Genomic DNA, 14,624 nt, shown 5'->3' on the forward strand with positions numbered 1-14,624 from the left:
GATCAGTACATCGCGCACGGTGCGGTGGATCAGGAATGGAACCGGTTATACCGGAATGGAGGAAGTGCGCAATGAGTCGTAGATGGGCAGACCAAATGGGTCACGGAGAGGACGCGTTAGCGTATGAACAAGTGCAGATAGCCAGGTCGATCCGGACAGGCCGACTTTCCGGGTATGGACGACGCGCGATCCGGGTTGCGGCGCTTATGGCCGTGTTGAGTCTCGGAGCATGCGACAAGCATCCTGGCGCGATGGCGCAATCCCTTGACCTCTCCAGCTTGCCCAAGCATTACGACACGCTAGGTGTTGGCACCTCGACTCTGAACTATTCCCCTTGGTATATCCACCAGTGGGGGATAGAGGGGCCTGAAGGGTCTGGTGTGGCCGGTGGTGGGCCCAATGTGTGGCCTGCGGAGGTTGGTGGCAAGCCGTCCGGTGGAGGTAAGGAAACGTGCTGTAGTGACATCCCGTCTGTCTGGCAGCCGGATTTGAGGTTGACGGTGCGTTGGCTGGCCTATCGGAAAGAGGACCACACAACGAATTGGTACAAGGCTGAAAACGTCAGGATACCGAAATACGGAAAAATCATGGGGGGGCTGTGGGCAGTTTTCCTGCCGGGTGAGCGGGTCCGCATCATGGTAGCTGATGGTCAGAAAGGTGATCTGAACGATCCCGGCGTACGTCCGTTGGACAGCGATCCGTACATCGCACAAGGGGTAGTGGATCAGGAGTGGAACCGGCTACACCGGGATGGAGGAAATGCGCAATGAGTCTCAGATGGGCAGACCCGATGCCTCCGGGGGGGCGAGTGGCGGGTAGCGCCGCAGCGTTGAGGAAGGGGCGCGCACTGGTGTGCGATGCGCTGATGTCCTGCCCTCAAACGCTTCACATCACACTATTCTTCGACGGTACGAACAATAATGATGGGCAGACGAATCCGTTCAGGGATTCGCTGGTTCACACACATTCCAACGTTGCCCGACTCTACAACGCGGCAGCGGACAAGAACGAGCAAGGGATTTACGCATTCTACATTCCCGGCGTAGGCACTCCGTTCAAGGAAATTGGCGAACTGACGTATTCAACTTCCGGAAAGTCAATGGCAGCGGGATTTGGGAGCCGTTGTGTTTGGGGTTATACGAGAGTGCTGAACGCCATCTACCAGGCTATTGCAACGGACAAAACCCGAAGACTGATTCCGGATGGCGATGCTAAAAATGTATGCGACGAGGTGTCCGATGGCCATAAACTCCCGCTGGTTGGTTACACGGACCGACTAGGCCTCGCTCACAGACAGGCCGTCAACGAGGGGCGATATCCACAGACGATCAAGCAGATCTGGATTAACGTGATCGGCTTCTCGCGAGGGGCTGCATGTGCGCGTGTATTCGTCAACAAGCTGATCAATGAATGGGCACGAAATGGGCGAATCGGCTACCAGACTGGCCAGTACGCACTGAATTACAAGGTTAATTTCGTTGGCCTGTTCGACACGGTTGCTTCCGTTGGACCACCTGACTCGACTCGTGCGACCCTGGACATCGGCAAATTCGATGGGCACTTCGCGTTCGCCAACGACGGTCGGCTCGATATTCCGAAGGAGGTGCGATTCTGTTATCACGCGTTCTCGGTACACGAGCAACGCATGAGTTTTCCGCTCGATTCGATCCGCAATGGAGACAGCTACGGCAGCGGTATCCGTGAGGAGGTGGCCTATCCAGGGGTTCATTCGGACGTGGGAGGCGGTTATGCGCCCAATGAACAGGGCAAGGGAGGGGCTACGTCAAAAGCGAACGACGACAGCTTCAAGCTGAGCCAAATTCCGTTGCACGACATGTATCTGAAGGCTGCTGCATATGGTGTGCCGCTTCGAGGCGAGGATGACTTTGATCCACGGTCTCCGCTCGGAAAGGACTTCGCTCTCGACCAATCAGTGATCGATGCCTTCAATGCATGGCGCAAGACCGTCGACAACGTCAGCAGCGTGGAGGACGCACTGAAGGTCGGACTGGGCCAGTTGCTGACGTGGCGGACGCTGCGTGCGGATATCGGAAATCCGCAGCGCTATGTGACCGGGCAACCATTCTTCAAGCGGGCGCATGAAGACAAGATGACGCCGTACAAGGTTCAACAGGCGCTGCCGAAGGCGGGGGAAAACGATCCGGCCATGCGCAAGCTCAAGTCGCAGTCCGAGTTGCTCGAGGCCAACGCGCTGTCGATGGGTGCGGGATACACGTCGTACATGAACCTGCAGAAGGCGCAGGTAACGGCGCTGAAAGAAGCCATGGATCGCCGCAATGAGCAACTGTGCGGCGTTATTGCCCATCCGGGGGTCGCCAACCCGAGACCGGCTCGCCCGGGCGAGGGGCCACTCGATGTTGTGACCAACGACCAGACCGACATGCGGCAAGGGGCGGAGGAAATGCGGTTGCTTCTGGGCTACCTGTATCCGGACCAGTGCGAGCGATGGCAGGTGAAGCGCGTGGACCATCGCTCGATCGTGACCCGCGGCGGCGACGTAATCAAGGTGCCGACGACCTTCTCCGTCTCGCACGATCAACCCGGTAGCGACTCCCCCTGCGTCACGCTTGCATATAGCGGGATACTGCTCAATTCGACCTGGTCGACGCTCGTGCAGCACTACCGTCCGCAGGACGACGTCGTGGCAGCACCGCTGCCTGGCGTGGAATCATTCCTGCGGCAGCATACGTCGCCTGATGCAGTGAACAAACTGCCAGCAGGGGCGATTGCCCTGTTCGATGACTACGTGCACGATAGCCGCTGCTGGTTCCGTATTCCGTACTTTCACGAGTACGCGCCGGGCGGGTACGGCTTCCCGCGAGTCGTGTTTATCGGCGGGGACAATCGCAAGGCCTATCTTGGTCTTGCATCGAACGGGGCGCCACTAGACATTGGTGGTGGCAGGACCCAGGCTGGGTGGGCGTGAAGTGGGTTGGAACGCGCACCGATAACCGGAATTTCTGATGGAACTACAGACTTCCTCGCCGCCAGCCCGCCTGATGGGGTTGATCGACGCAGCGGTATGCCCGCCGAAGGTCGTGCCTTTGCTGGAGCGCGCCGGCGTCCCGTATCTCTCCGTTTTCGCCGGCTTGCCCGAAGAAGAACTCGGGCACGCGTCGCTGTTCCTGGTGTCAGTGACCGACACGGAAGCGGACTGGTTCATGGAGCTCGATCGACTCGATCTTCAAAGTCCATGCCTATCGTTGATCTGGAGCACGGTCGAAATGGATGCGCTCGTCACGCATCTGCAGGCATTCCTGTTTGCCGACATAGGCGACAACATGACCGCGATGGTTCGGTTCTTCGATCCGCGTAACACCGAGGCGGTATTCGGCGTATGGGGCGAGCAGGTCCGCGCCATGTTCATGGGACCTTTCGAGAAGTGGATGTACAGGGGCCGCCATAGGGCCTGGCAGCATATCCGGAACGATTCGACGGCGCCAGCCAGGGTTTGCCGATCAGTCATGATTCGACTGGAGCAGGTGGATATCGACGTCCTGACTGTACACACGGAACCTGACGAAATTCTGGCTGCGCTGGTCGAGTCCGGTGACGTCGATGGTGAGCGCCCCTATCTTGACCGGTTCGAGGATTTTATTCCGCGATATCTCCGTGCAGTGCAGTGGGGGATTCGCGAGCCGGGGGATCGCCTGGTTTTCTGTCAGTACACCTACTTGTACGGTGCTGATTTTGATCAGCATCGGGTTGTCAACGATCTGCTGATTCAGCGTCAGCAGTCTGATGAACCGTTCGGGGCCGCGATCGCTGGCGTTCCGGCGAGCGTATGGGATGAGATCGAACGGGTAGCGGTGCGCGACACCGGGATTGCGTCGCAATCGGTAACGATATGAGGAGTTGACATGGCATTGAAGATGATCGTGGTTGGCGACGCGACCTCGCATGGTGGACGGGTCATCACGGGATCGGAAACCCACAGCATCGACGGGAAGAAAATTGCCCGTCTGCATGATCTGGTTGATTGCCCGGAAAAATATCCGGATGGTCGGCCCCACGGTGTGAACAAGATCGTCGAGGCACATCCGACCGTGACGATCGACGGTCAGCGTGTCGCGCTGCATGGCCATCGTACCGAGTGCGGGTGCACGCTGATTGGGAGCATGACGGCCAGCGTCGGGGATTGACGCAACGGTAACGAGCCTATCCGAACTTTTGTGTGCGCGGCATAAACTGATGGCCAAGGAGCCACGTTATGCCACGCAAACGTAAGGACGAAGCGACCGTAGGACCGCGCAAGCGCTTGAACCTGGACGGCACGAACCATCGCAACGGCAGCGGCCGCAAGCGCATCGCGACCGACGACGACCTGCTCGACGTCGAGATTCTGCGTGACCGCGAAGGAACCTCCGATCCGGTGCCGATCGCGAAGAGCGATGCTTCACCGGGTTCGGTGTCGATGCTCGCCAGCATGCTGGCGTTCTACGCATTGAGCGATCGGGCGGCACGCGCAGTTGGGGCATTGAATGGTCGATTACGAAATAAAAACGGCCATCTTACTTAGGATAACAAAAATTGGAGATCGTATTCGACGAAACATGATTGTGGCGTGAGTCGATTGCAAAAACTAAGACAACGCGTTCGGCGGCAAGCAAATGCCGCGCAACGGTAGCGGCCGGCATGCGCGGGGCGACTGCTTGCCTGCGAGTCGCCGTGTTGGACGTCGGGTCGTGCGCGCAGTGGCGTTCGCGCCGGCGCCGGGCAACGAGCATGCGCCGGCAGCGAGTACACGGCTACCGTTAATAGGACGGCGTGGAAGATCCCGGGGTGCAGTTGATCAGGCGATCATGCCACTGCGCAATATCAAAAAGACGCGGCCATCTCTTGTCAGACAAGGCCGCGTTCAAGCTGATCTGGAAAAGTGTGATGACACGGTTTGCGCTCATTTACCGGAGCGCTTTGGCATCGGAATCCGGTTTTTGACCCGCGTCACACGGAAGTTGCGCGTATGCCAGGCGGCGGTCGTCACTATTCACGATGCTCGCCCCCGCGCTCGTGCTCATGTTCGCGCCACGGATCGCGATCGCGCGGATGACGATGCCTCCACTCGTCGCGTTCCCAGTAGCGATGGCCGTCCCAGTAGCGGTCGCCGTGCATGCCGATCTCGACCGATACACCGGCCTCCGGGGCGCGCTCTCGCTCCTCGACCCTCGGTTGCGGTGCACCGTAGCCTTGCGCGAAGGCCGCGCCGGTCGCGGCGAGTGCACCGCCTGCCACGAGGGTCGCCAAAATGCGACGCGTTGCAATTGTCAGGGGTTTCATCGAGCCGTCCTCCATTGAATGCCGACTACGACTCACGCGCATGATTCGTTCCCGTATAGAGCGGCGGATGCCTCGCTCGCCATGTTGACCGGCCGCCGCGTCACCTCGCAGCGAGTGCCGTCCCGGTGTCGGAATGCATGATGTCTCCGTCTGGCGGCATCACCGATCCCCCAGCTTTTTTCTCGTCAACAACCACAAAAAACATCATTTCGCCCTCGCCTGGCTGTCAGCAGAATGTCTCCATTCCAACTCACGCGACCGCCCGAACGTCGCGCCGAGCCGCACTTCAGAAGGAGACAGCCGTGGCAGTCGAAACAACCTCAATCGATACGCTCGTCGTCGGCGCCGGTCAGGCCGGCGTGGCCATGAGCGAGCACCTGGGCAAGCTGGGCGTACCGCATCTCGTGCTGGAGCGCAGCCGCATCGCCGAACGCTGGCGCACGGGGCGCTGGGATTCGCTGGTCGCGAACGGCCCCGCGTGGCACGACCGCTTCCCCGGCCTCGAATTCGACGGCCTCGATCCCGACGCGTTCGCCTCGAAGGACCAGGTCGCCGACTACTTCGAAGCGTATGCGCGCAAGTTCAACGCGCCGATCCGCACCGGCGTCGAGGTGAAGCAGGTCGTGCGCAATGCGGGCAAGCCGGGTTTCATCGTCGAGACGTCCGACGGCACGATCGAGGCGAACCGCGTGGTCGTCGCGACCGGGCCGTTCCAGCGCCCGGTGATTCCGCCGATCGCGCCGGACGACGCGCGCCTCGTGCAGATTCATTCCGCCGACTATCGCAACCCGGCGCAGCTTCCGGAAGGCGCGGTGCTGGTGGTCGGCGCGGGGTCGTCGGGTGTGCAGATCGCCGACGAGCTGCAGCGCGCGGGCCGGCAGGTCTACCTGTCGGTGGGCCCGCACGACCGGCCGCCGCGTGCGTATCGCGGCCGCGATTTCTGCTGGTGGCTCGGCGTGCTCGGCGAATGGGACAAGGAAGTCGCGACGCCCGGCCGCGAGCACGTGACGATCGCGGTGAGCGGCGCGCGCGGCGGCCATACGGTGGATTTCCGCAAGCTCGCGAACCAGGGCGTGACGCTCGTCGGGCTGACGAAGTCGTTCGACGGCGGCGTGGCCGTGTTCGAACGCGATCTCGCGATCAATCTCGCACGCGGCGACGAGAACTACCTGTCGCTGCTCGACGCGGCCGACGCCTATGCGGCGCGCAACGGCCTCGACCTGCCGGAAGAGCCGGAAGCCCGCCATATCCTGCCGAACCCGGATTGCGTCGCGCATCCGATCCTCGCGCTCGACCTTGCCGGCGCAGGCGTCACGTCGATCGTCTGGGCGACCGGCTACGCGGTCGACTACGGCTGGCTGAAGGTCGACGCGTTCGCCGGCAACGGCAAGCCGCAGCACCAGCGCGGCGTGTCGAAGGAGCCGGGCATCTACTTCCTCGGGCTGCCGTGGCTGTCGCGGCGCGGCTCCAGCTTCATCTGGGGCGTGTGGCACGACGCGCGGCACATCGCCGACCACATCGCGATCCAGCGCACCTACCTCGAGTACCACGACGCATCGCAGCGCCGCTCGACCGTGCAATCGGAGCAGGACGTTGCCGCGCCTCATGCCGACACGCAGCCGCTCGCCGACGCGGTGAACTGACCGAACCCCAGCCGCCTGCCGCACCGCGTCTGCTTCCGGTGCGGCGGCGTGACCCCTGACGACTGAAGGATTCCGATGAGCCAACCCACCCATACCCGTATCCGCATGTTCAACACGAAGGATACCTATCCGAACCAGACGCTCGACAACGACCTGTGCCAGGCCGTGCGGGCGGGCAATACCGTCTACGTGCGCGGCCAGGTCGGCACCGATTTCGACGGCAAACTGATCGGCCTCGGCGATCCGCGCGCGCAGGCCGAGCAGGCGATGAAGAACGTCAAGCAACTGCTGGAGGAAGCGGGCAGCGACCTCACGCACATCGTGAAGACGACGACCTACCTGATCGATCCGCGCTATCGCGAACCCGTGTACCAGGAAGTCGGCAAGTGGCTGAAGGGCGTGTATCCGATCTCGACGGGGCTCGTCGTATCGGCGCTCGGCCAGCCGCAGTGGTTGATGGAAATCGACGTGATCGCCGTGATCCCGGACAACTGGCAGCCGAGCCGCGCATAGGAGGGAAACATGACTTTCTCCATCGTCGGGCGTTGCCCGGAGACGGGCCAGCTCGGCATCGCGATCAGCTCGTCGAGCATCGCGGTGGGCGCGCGCTGCCCGTGGGTGCGCGCGGGCGTCGGCGCCGTCGCGACGCAGAACATCACGCTGCCGGCGCTTGGGCCCCAGATCCTCGACTTGATCGAGCATGAGCAGCTCGCGCCCGCCGCGGCGCTCGACCGCGCGCTCAGCGCGAACGGCTGGAGCCAGTACCGGCAGGTCACGGTGATCGACGGGCAAGGGCACTCGGCCTGCTTCACCGGCAAGGAAGCGCTCGGCACGCATCACGCGGTGCAGGGCGAGCAATGCGTGGCGGCGGGCAACCTGCTGGCCGCGCCGGCCGTGATCGACGCAATGGCGCGTGCCTTCGAACAGGCGCCCGGCCTGCTCGCCGATCGTCTGCTGGCCGCGATGCGCGCGGCGATGGCCGCAGGCGGCGAGGCAGGGCCGGTGCATTCGGCCGCGCTGAAGGTGGCCGGCGACGTGACCTGGCCGATCGTCGACCTGCGCGTCGACTGGGCCGAGGCCGATCCGATCGGGCAGCTCGATGCGCTGTGGCAGGCCTATCGGCCGCAGATGCAGGACTACCAGACGCGCGCGCTGAACCCCACCGCCGCGCCGAGCTACGGGGTGCCGGGCGATGAATGACATGTCGAGCCGCGCACTGCTGGAACGACTGATCGGTTTCGCGACGGTGAGCCGCGAGTCGAACCTCGCGATGATCGACTTCATCCGCGACTATCTCGCGGGCTTCGGCGTCGAGAGCGAACTGTTCTACAACGCGGAGCGCACGAAGGCGAGCTTGTACGCAACGATCGGGCCGCGCGACCGCGGCGGCATCGCGCTGTCGGGCCATACCGACGTGGTGCCGGTCGACGGGCAGGCGTGGACGGTCGAGCCGTTCGGGCTGACCGAGCGCGACGGCCGCCTGTACGGCCGCGGCACGGCCGACATGAAGGGCTTCATCGCGTCGGTGCTCGCGGCCGTGCCGGCGTTCGCGGCCAGGCCGCTGAGCATGCCCGTGCATCTCGCGTTCTCGTACGACGAGGAAGTCGGCTGCCTCGGCGTGCGGCCGATGCTCGATGCACTGGCCGCGCGCGCGCACCGGCCGCGCCTGTGCCTGATCGGCGAGCCGACCGAGCTGAAGCCGGTGCTCGGTCACAAGGGCAAGCTCGCGATGCGCTGTCATGTAAAGGGCGCTGCCTGCCACTCGGCGTACGCGCCGTCGGGCGTCAACGCGATCGACTATGCGGCGAAGCTGATCGGCCGGCTCGGCGAGATCGGCGCGGCGCTCGCGCGACCGGAGCGGCACGACGCGCGATTCGATCCGCCGTTCTCGACCGTGCAGACCGGGCTGATCAAGGGCGGCCGCGCGCTGAACATCGTGCCGGCCGAATGCGAGTTCGATTTCGAGGTGCGGGCGCTGCCGGATTTCGATGCGCACGACGTGCCAAGGACGCTGCAGGACTATGCGGAATCCGAACTGTTGCCGAGAATGCGTGCGGTGCAGCCCGACACCGACATTCAACTGCAGCCGCTGGGCGCGTATCCGGGGCTCGCGACCGCGCCGGATAGCGAGGCCGCGCGCCTGCTCGCGATGCTGAGCGGCTCCGATGCGTTCGGCACGGTGGCGTTCGGCACCGAGGGCGGCCTATATGGCGAGGCCGGCATTCCGACCGTGGTGTGCGGGCCCGGCAGCATGGACCAGGGACACAAGCCCGACGAGTTCATCACGCTCGACCAGCTGCACGGCTGCGACGCGATGCTGGGGCGGCTGGCTGCCCATCTCGCCGAGGCCGCCTGACGCGGCGCGCCTGACCGGCACGCACGCACCGCCTCCCGCGGCGCGTGCGTTTTCGTGTTCCTTCCGGTTCCTTGTCGCGCCGTTTATCGCGCCGCTTCCGCGACGATCTGCGCGAGCCGCTCGCGGCAGAAATCGACGAACGACTGCGCCTGCTTCGTGAGTTGCCCGCGTTTCAGCCGCGCACTTACGAGCCCCGACGGGCTTACCGTTTCGCTGAGGCCGATCGTCACGACGCGCTGGCCGTCGTACGTGTATTCGGAATGCGGGCGCGTGACGAGCAGCGAGAAGCCGAACCCCTGGCCGACCATCCCGCGCACCATCTCGATCGACGGCGATCCGAACACGATGTTCGGCGTGAGCCCCAGTTCGTGAAAGAGGCTGACGAAATACGTGCGGCTCGGCTGCACGTCGAGCAGGATCATCGGCTCGACGCACAGGTCGCGCAACGACACGTGCGCCTGGCCCGCGAACCGGTGATTCTCCGGCAGCAGCACGTACGGCTGCTGCGGCGGCATCAGCGGCTCGGTCTCGATCGTGCCGTCGAGATCGTGGTCGTACATCAGCGCGAGATCGAACGTGCCGGACGTCAGGCCCTGCACGAGTTCCTGCTGGTCGCCGTCGCGCAGCCGGATGTTCACGCCCGGGTAGCGCTCGCGAAAACCCGCGATCAGTTGCGGCAGATAGAGCGGCGCGACCGTCTCGAAGCAGCCGATGTCGATCTGCCCGGTGATCACGTCGTTGTCGGCGAGCGCGTTCTGTTCGAATTCGTGCGCGATGCGCAGCAGTTCCTGCGCCTTCCGGTAGAAGCGCGTGCCGCTCGGCGTCAGCGACACGCCCTGCGCGTGATGGCGGATGAACAGCTTCACGCCGAAGCTTTCCTCCAGACCCTTGATCGCGCTGGAGATCGACGGCTGCGCGATGAAGAGCTGGCGCGACGCCTCGGCGACGCTGCCGGATTCCACCGTCGTCACGAAGTATTTCAGTTGCCGCAAAGTGTAGTGAGCCACAAGCACCTCTGATGCACGGCCCCGGCGTGCCGCCGCGGGCGCAATCTGTCCATGGTTTGCGTAGCACCTTACCTGAAAGCTCCCCGGCGCCGAAATGTCCGCTGCAGAGCTTTTTCGTATGTCGCGGAAATATTTTTAGTATTTTCCGGTCGCGCGGGTCGTGGCGCACCATCGTCTCCAACCTGGATCAAGAAGCAAACGAAGCGGCCGCGCACGCACCGGCGGGACAGGGCATCCGTCCCCGCGTGCGCATCGACCGCTTCGTTCGACCCCGCCGCGCGTGCACGCGGCGCGTCGTCGCTCGCGTATCCGGACCCGATTGCCGGCGCGCCCCCCAACGCGCGCCGGCTGACACGGCAAGCGCGCATCGCCGCGCAGGACAGGAGACATCACCATGACGAACGTGGACCGCAACGCGTCCCCGATGATAGAGAAGCACACGATCGGCTACGTGCCGCCCGCGGAGCGCCACGGCAAGGTGCGCGACCTGTTCACGCTCTGGTTCGGCGGCAACATCGCGCCGCTGCCGATCGTGACCGGCGCGCTCGGCGTGCAGCTGTTCCACCTGAACCTGATGTGGGGCATCGTCGCGATCGTCGTCGGCCAGGCGGTCGGCGGCGTGCTGATGGCGCTGCATTCGGCGCAGGGGCCGCAGATGGGCATCCCGCAGATGATCCAGAGCCGCGCGCAGTTCGGCTCGTGGGGCGCGCTGCTCGTGACCGTGATCGCGGCCGTGATGTACGTCGGCTTCTTCGCGTCGAACATCGTGCTGGCCGGCAAGTCGGTGCACGGCATCGCGTCGTCGGTGCCGGTGCCCGTCGGCATCGTGATCGGCGCGGTGGGCTCGGGGCTGATCGGGATCGTCGGCTACCGGTTCATCCACATCCTGAACCGGATCGGCACGTGGGTGCTCGGCATCGGCATCCTGGTCGGCTTCTGGACGATCCTCACGCACGTGACGACCGACGATTTCCTGACGCGCGGCGGCTTCAACTTCGCCGGCTGGCTCGCGACGGTGTCGCTGTCGGCGTTGTGGCAGATCGCGTTCGCGCCGTACGTGTCGGACTATTCGCGCTATCTGCCGGAAAACGTCGGCGTGGCGTCGACGTTCTGGGCGACCTATCTCGGCTGCACGATCGGCTCGACGCTCGCGTTCATCTTCGGCGCGGTCGCGGTGCTCGCGGTGCCGGCCGGCGCGGACGCGATGGATGCGGTCAAGCAGGCGACGGGCCCGCTCGGCCCGCTGATGCTCGTGCTGTTCCTGTTGAGCGTGATCAGCCACAACGCGCTGAACCTGTACGGCGCGGTGCTCGCGGTGATCACGTCGGCGCAGACGTTCGCGTACAAGTGGATTCCGACCGCGAAGGCGCGCGCGGTGGTGTCGGTCGTGATCTTCGTCGCGTGCTGCTACGCGGCGATCGGCGCGTCGACGAACTTCGTCGGCAACCTCGTGGATCTCGTGCTCGCGCTGCTCGTCGTGCTGGTGCCGTGGACGGCGATCAACCTGATCGACTTCTACGTGATCCACAAGGGCAAGTACGACATCAAGTCGATCTTCATGGTCGACGGCGGGATCTACGGCCGCTTCAACCCGCAGGCGCTGCTCGCGTATGCGATCGGCATCCTCGTGCAGATTCCGTTCATGAACACGCCGATGTATGCGGGCCCGATTCCCGCGCATCTCGGCGGCGCGGACCTGTCGTGGCTGGTCGGGCTCGCGCTGACGTCGCCGCTGTACTACTGGCTTGCGTCGCGTGACAGCGCGTACCGGCGCCGGCAGACGGGCGCGACGTTGCCGCCGACGGCGGCGCGGTAACAACGGGGAAGGTAGGGGGCCATCGCATCCGTCGAGACACGGTGGCCCGTGGAGGAGGTCGGGCCGGCTCGCGGTAGCCTGTACGCCGCGAGCCGGTCCGTTAGTACGTCAGACCACCGCCGAGCGCGCGACGCGCACCGGCACCGACTTGTACGACGGCGTGCCGCTTTCCTTGTCGATGTAGTCGAGCGGCACGAGCACGTTCGCTTCCGGGTAGTACGCGCCGACCGACCCCGGCGCGATGTCGTACTCGATCGCGGTGATCTTCTCGAGGCGCAGCGCGCGACCCGATGCGGTGACCGTCTCGATGTCGACGAGGTCGCCGTGTTCGAGCCCGTACTTCGCGAGATCGGCGGGGTTCATGAACAGCACGTCGCGCCGGCCGAACACGCCGCGATAGCGGTCGTCGAGCCCGTAGATCGTCGTGTTGTACTGGTCGTGGCTGCGCAGCGTGATCAGCCGCAGCACCTGCTCGGCGCCGAGCACGTCGGCGTCTTCCTTCACGCCCTTGTAGACGGAGAACATCGCCTTGCCGGTCGGCGTCGGCCACACGCGCTCGGTGGGCGGCAGCGGCAGGCGGAAGCCGCCCGGCGTGCGGATGCGCTCGTTGAACGCCTCGAAGCCGGGCACCGTGCGGTCGATCAGGTCGCGGATGCGGTCGTAGTCGTCGATCAGGTCGAGCCACGCGACCTTGCTGGCCGGCAGCGTCGCATGCGCGATACCCGCGACGATCGCCGGCTCCGAGCGCAGCTGGTCGGACGCCGGCTTGAGCTTGCCGGCCGACGCGTGAACCATCGACATCGAATCCTCGACGGTGATCGACTGCCGGCCGGTGGCCTGCATGTCGAGCTCGGTGCGGCCGAGCACCGGCAGGACGAAGGTTTCCTTCGCGACCAGCAGGTGCGAGCGGTTCAGCTTGGTGCCGAGATGCACGCTCAGGTCGAGCTTCGCCATCGCCGGGAACGACTGCTCCGGATCGGGCAGCGCGACCGCGAAGTTGCCGCCGAGGCACAGCAGCGCCTTCGCGGTGCCGTCGATCATCGCCTGCATCGCCTGCACGGCGTCGTGCCCGTGATGCGCGGGCGGCGTGAAGCCGCACACGTCCTCGATCTTCTTCAGGAACTCGGCCGACGGCTTCTCGGTGATGCCGACCGTGCGGTTGCCCTGCACGTTCGAGTGGCCGCGCAGCGGGCACACGCCGGCGCCGGGCTTGCCGATGTTGCCGCGCATCAGCAGCAGGTCGGCGATCAGGCGCACGGTTGCGGTGCCCTTGTTGTGCTGCGTGACGCCCATCCCGTACGTGATGATGGTCGCGTTCGACTTCGCATACGCGAGCGCGACCTGTTCGAGCTGCGCCTGGCTGAGCCCGCTCGCGCGCTCGATGTCGTCCCACGACGTGGCCTCGAGGTCGGCCGAGAACGCGTCGAAGCCGTTGGTGTGCTGCGCGATGAAGTCGCGGTCGAGCACGTTGCCGCGCTCGGCTTCGAGCTGCAGCAGCGCCTTCATGATGCCCTTCAGCGCGGCCGCGTCGCCGCCGGCGTCGACCTGGTAGTACGTCGATGCGATCCGGGTCGAGCCGAACGACGCCATCTCGATCATGTCCTGCGGATCGGCGAAGCGTTCGAGCGCGCGCTCGCGCAGCGGGTTGAACACGATGATCGGCACGTTGCGGCGCGCGCACTCGTGCAGCGTGCCCATCATCCGCGGGTGGTTCGTGCCGGGGTTGTGGCCGATCGAGATGATCAGCTCGCAGTGGTCGAAGTCCTCCAGCGACACGGTGCCCTTGCCGATGCCGATCGACTGCGGCAGGCCGACGCTGGTCGGCTCGTGGCACATGTTCGAGCAATCGGGGAAGTTGTTGGTGCCGAGTTCGCGCGCGAACAGCTGGTACAGGTACGCGGCTTCGTTCGACGCGCGGCCCGACGTATAGAACTCGACCTGGTCGGGCGGCAGCGCGCGCAGCACTTCGCCGATGCGCGCGAACGCGTCGTCCCATTCGATCGCGCGGAACGTGTCGGTCGCGCGGTCGTAGACGAGCGGATGCGTGAGCCGGCCCATGTTCTCCAGCTCGTAGTCCGACATGCGCAGCAGCGACGACACGGTGTTCGCCGCGAAGAACTCGGGCGTCACGCGCTTGGTCGTCGCTTCCCACGTGACGGCCTTCGCGCCGTTCTCGCAGAACTGGAACGTCGACTTGTGTTCCTTGTCGGGCCACGCACAGCCGGGGCAGTCGAAGCCGTCGGGCTGGTTGGTCCGCATCAGCACGATCGGCGCCTCGATGGTTTCCATTTGCGTGCGCACCGCATCGGCTGTCGCGCGAAGCGCGCCCCAACCACCGGCGGGCCCGTCGTACTTCCTGATGCCTGGCACTTCGCGTCGATTTGTCATGTTGAATCTCCATCAGCCTTACCCGGTGCGGGCGGCTCGGTTTGCGCCGTGTCGCGGCGTGGGGTGGCTCCGTCCGGTGGACGGAGCCGGTCATGCGTGCCCCGGGCGTGCGGGGC

At 64.7% G+C, this 14,624-nt stretch carries 12 protein-coding genes and 1 pseudogene; 10 read left to right on the top strand and 3 right to left on the bottom strand.

Annotated features, from left to right (window positions below):
- Positions 1-251 precede the first annotated feature (251 nt).
- From G3N96_RS18125 to G3N96_RS18145, 5 genes and pseudogenes are all read left to right on the top strand, one after another.
- Positions 252-770, top strand: a complete 519-nt coding sequence (locus G3N96_RS18125; protein WP_241022700.1) for a DUF3304 domain-containing protein — start codon at positions 252-254, stop codon at positions 768-770.
- A 95-nt stretch (positions 771-865) separates the two neighbouring features.
- Positions 866-2,947, top strand: coding sequence for a DUF2235 domain-containing protein (locus G3N96_RS18130; RefSeq protein WP_241022701.1), 2,082 nt, complete (start codon positions 866-868; stop codon positions 2,945-2,947).
- 37 nt (positions 2,948-2,984) lie between these two features.
- Complete coding sequence (locus G3N96_RS18135) at positions 2,985-3,872, top strand: DUF4123 domain-containing protein (RefSeq protein WP_124585658.1); 888 nt, start codon at positions 2,985-2,987, stop codon at positions 3,870-3,872.
- Between the two features lie 9 nt (positions 3,873-3,881).
- Positions 3,882-4,163 carry a PAAR domain-containing protein gene (locus G3N96_RS18140; RefSeq protein WP_089433632.1) on the top strand — a complete coding sequence of 94 codons (282 nt, stop codon included), beginning with the start codon at positions 3,882-3,884 and terminating at the stop codon, positions 4,161-4,163.
- A gap of 68 nt (positions 4,164-4,231) precedes the next feature.
- Positions 4,232-4,414: pseudogene (locus G3N96_RS18145) on the top strand (hypothetical protein); the annotation flags it as partial.
- Positions 4,415-5,004: 590 nt separating this feature from the next.
- On the opposite strand, the gene G3N96_RS18150 reads toward G3N96_RS18145, so the two are convergent.
- Positions 5,005-5,298, bottom strand: a complete 294-nt coding sequence (locus tag G3N96_RS18150; RefSeq protein ID WP_206138008.1) for a hypothetical protein — start codon at positions 5,296-5,298, stop codon at positions 5,005-5,007.
- A 302-nt stretch (positions 5,299-5,600) separates the two neighbouring features.
- On the opposite strand from G3N96_RS18150, the gene G3N96_RS18155 reads away from it, so the two are divergent.
- From G3N96_RS18155 to argE, 4 genes are all read left to right on the top strand, one after another.
- A complete protein-coding gene (locus G3N96_RS18155; RefSeq protein WP_124585662.1) occupies positions 5,601-6,941 on the top strand; it encodes an NAD(P)/FAD-dependent oxidoreductase in 1,341 nt (446 codons plus the stop codon).
- Between the two features lie 75 nt (positions 6,942-7,016).
- Positions 7,017-7,454, top strand: coding sequence for a RidA family protein (locus G3N96_RS18160; RefSeq protein WP_206138009.1), 438 nt, complete (start codon positions 7,017-7,019; stop codon positions 7,452-7,454).
- 9 nt (positions 7,455-7,463) lie between these two features.
- Complete coding sequence (locus G3N96_RS18165; protein WP_206138010.1) at positions 7,464-8,141, top strand: DUF1028 domain-containing protein; 678 nt, start codon at positions 7,464-7,466, stop codon at positions 8,139-8,141.
- The gene (gene argE, locus G3N96_RS18170; RefSeq protein ID WP_206138011.1) at positions 8,134-9,297 is read left to right on the top strand and encodes an acetylornithine deacetylase; all 1,164 of its coding nucleotides are present in this window, start codon (positions 8,134-8,136) and stop codon (positions 9,295-9,297) included. Before G3N96_RS18165 ends, argE begins: the two co-directional genes overlap by 8 nt.
- Positions 9,298-9,380: 83 nt before the next feature.
- Here the strand turns inward: argE and G3N96_RS18175 are convergent, their stop codons facing one another.
- Entirely contained in the window at positions 9,381-10,304 is a 924-nt protein-coding gene (locus tag G3N96_RS18175) for a LysR substrate-binding domain-containing protein (RefSeq protein WP_206138012.1), read from the bottom strand.
- Positions 10,305-10,698: 394 nt separating this feature from the next.
- Here G3N96_RS18175 and G3N96_RS18180 point away from each other — a divergent pair, with 394 nt between their 5' ends.
- Complete coding sequence (locus tag G3N96_RS18180) at positions 10,699-12,120, top strand: cytosine permease (RefSeq protein ID WP_206138013.1); 1,422 nt, start codon at positions 10,699-10,701, stop codon at positions 12,118-12,120.
- A gap of 108 nt (positions 12,121-12,228) precedes the next feature.
- Here the strand turns inward: G3N96_RS18180 and G3N96_RS18185 are convergent, their stop codons facing one another.
- Positions 12,229-14,508 carry an FdhF/YdeP family oxidoreductase gene (locus G3N96_RS18185; protein WP_206138014.1) on the bottom strand — a complete coding sequence of 760 codons (2,280 nt, stop codon included), beginning with the start codon at positions 14,506-14,508 and terminating at the stop codon, positions 12,229-12,231.
- Between the last annotated feature and the right edge of the window lie 116 nt (positions 14,509-14,624).

This window comes from Burkholderia sp. Se-20373 (assembly GCF_017104705.1).
Taxonomy (GTDB): Bacteria; Pseudomonadota; Gammaproteobacteria; order Burkholderiales; family Burkholderiaceae; genus Burkholderia.

What these genes read in the sequence shown, in the direction of transcription:
- G3N96_RS18125 (WP_241022700.1), top strand. Translation starts at nt 252, where the DNA reads ATGGCGCAATCCCTTGACCTCTCCAGCTTGCCCAAGCATTACGACACG.
- G3N96_RS18130 (WP_241022701.1), top strand. Translation starts at nt 866, where the DNA reads ATGTCCTGCCCTCAAACGCTTCACATCACACTATTCTTCGACGGTACG.
- G3N96_RS18135 (WP_124585658.1), top strand. Translation starts at nt 2,985, where the DNA reads ATGGAACTACAGACTTCCTCGCCGCCAGCCCGCCTGATGGGGTTGATC.
- G3N96_RS18140 (WP_089433632.1), top strand. Translation starts at nt 3,882, where the DNA reads ATGGCATTGAAGATGATCGTGGTTGGCGACGCGACCTCGCATGGTGGA.
- G3N96_RS18150 (WP_206138008.1), bottom strand. Translation starts at nt 5,298, where the DNA reads ATGAAACCCCTGACAATTGCAACGCGTCGCATTTTGGCGACCCTCGTG.
- G3N96_RS18160 (WP_206138009.1), top strand. Translation starts at nt 7,017, where the DNA reads ATGAGCCAACCCACCCATACCCGTATCCGCATGTTCAACACGAAGGAT.
- G3N96_RS18165 (WP_206138010.1), top strand. Translation starts at nt 7,464, where the DNA reads ATGACTTTCTCCATCGTCGGGCGTTGCCCGGAGACGGGCCAGCTCGGC.
- argE (WP_206138011.1), top strand. Translation starts at nt 8,134, where the DNA reads ATGAATGACATGTCGAGCCGCGCACTGCTGGAACGACTGATCGGTTTC.
- G3N96_RS18180 (WP_206138013.1), top strand. Translation starts at nt 10,699, where the DNA reads ATGACGAACGTGGACCGCAACGCGTCCCCGATGATAGAGAAGCACACG.
- G3N96_RS18185 (WP_206138014.1), bottom strand. Translation starts at nt 14,508, where the DNA reads ATGACAAATCGACGCGAAGTGCCAGGCATCAGGAAGTACGACGGGCCC.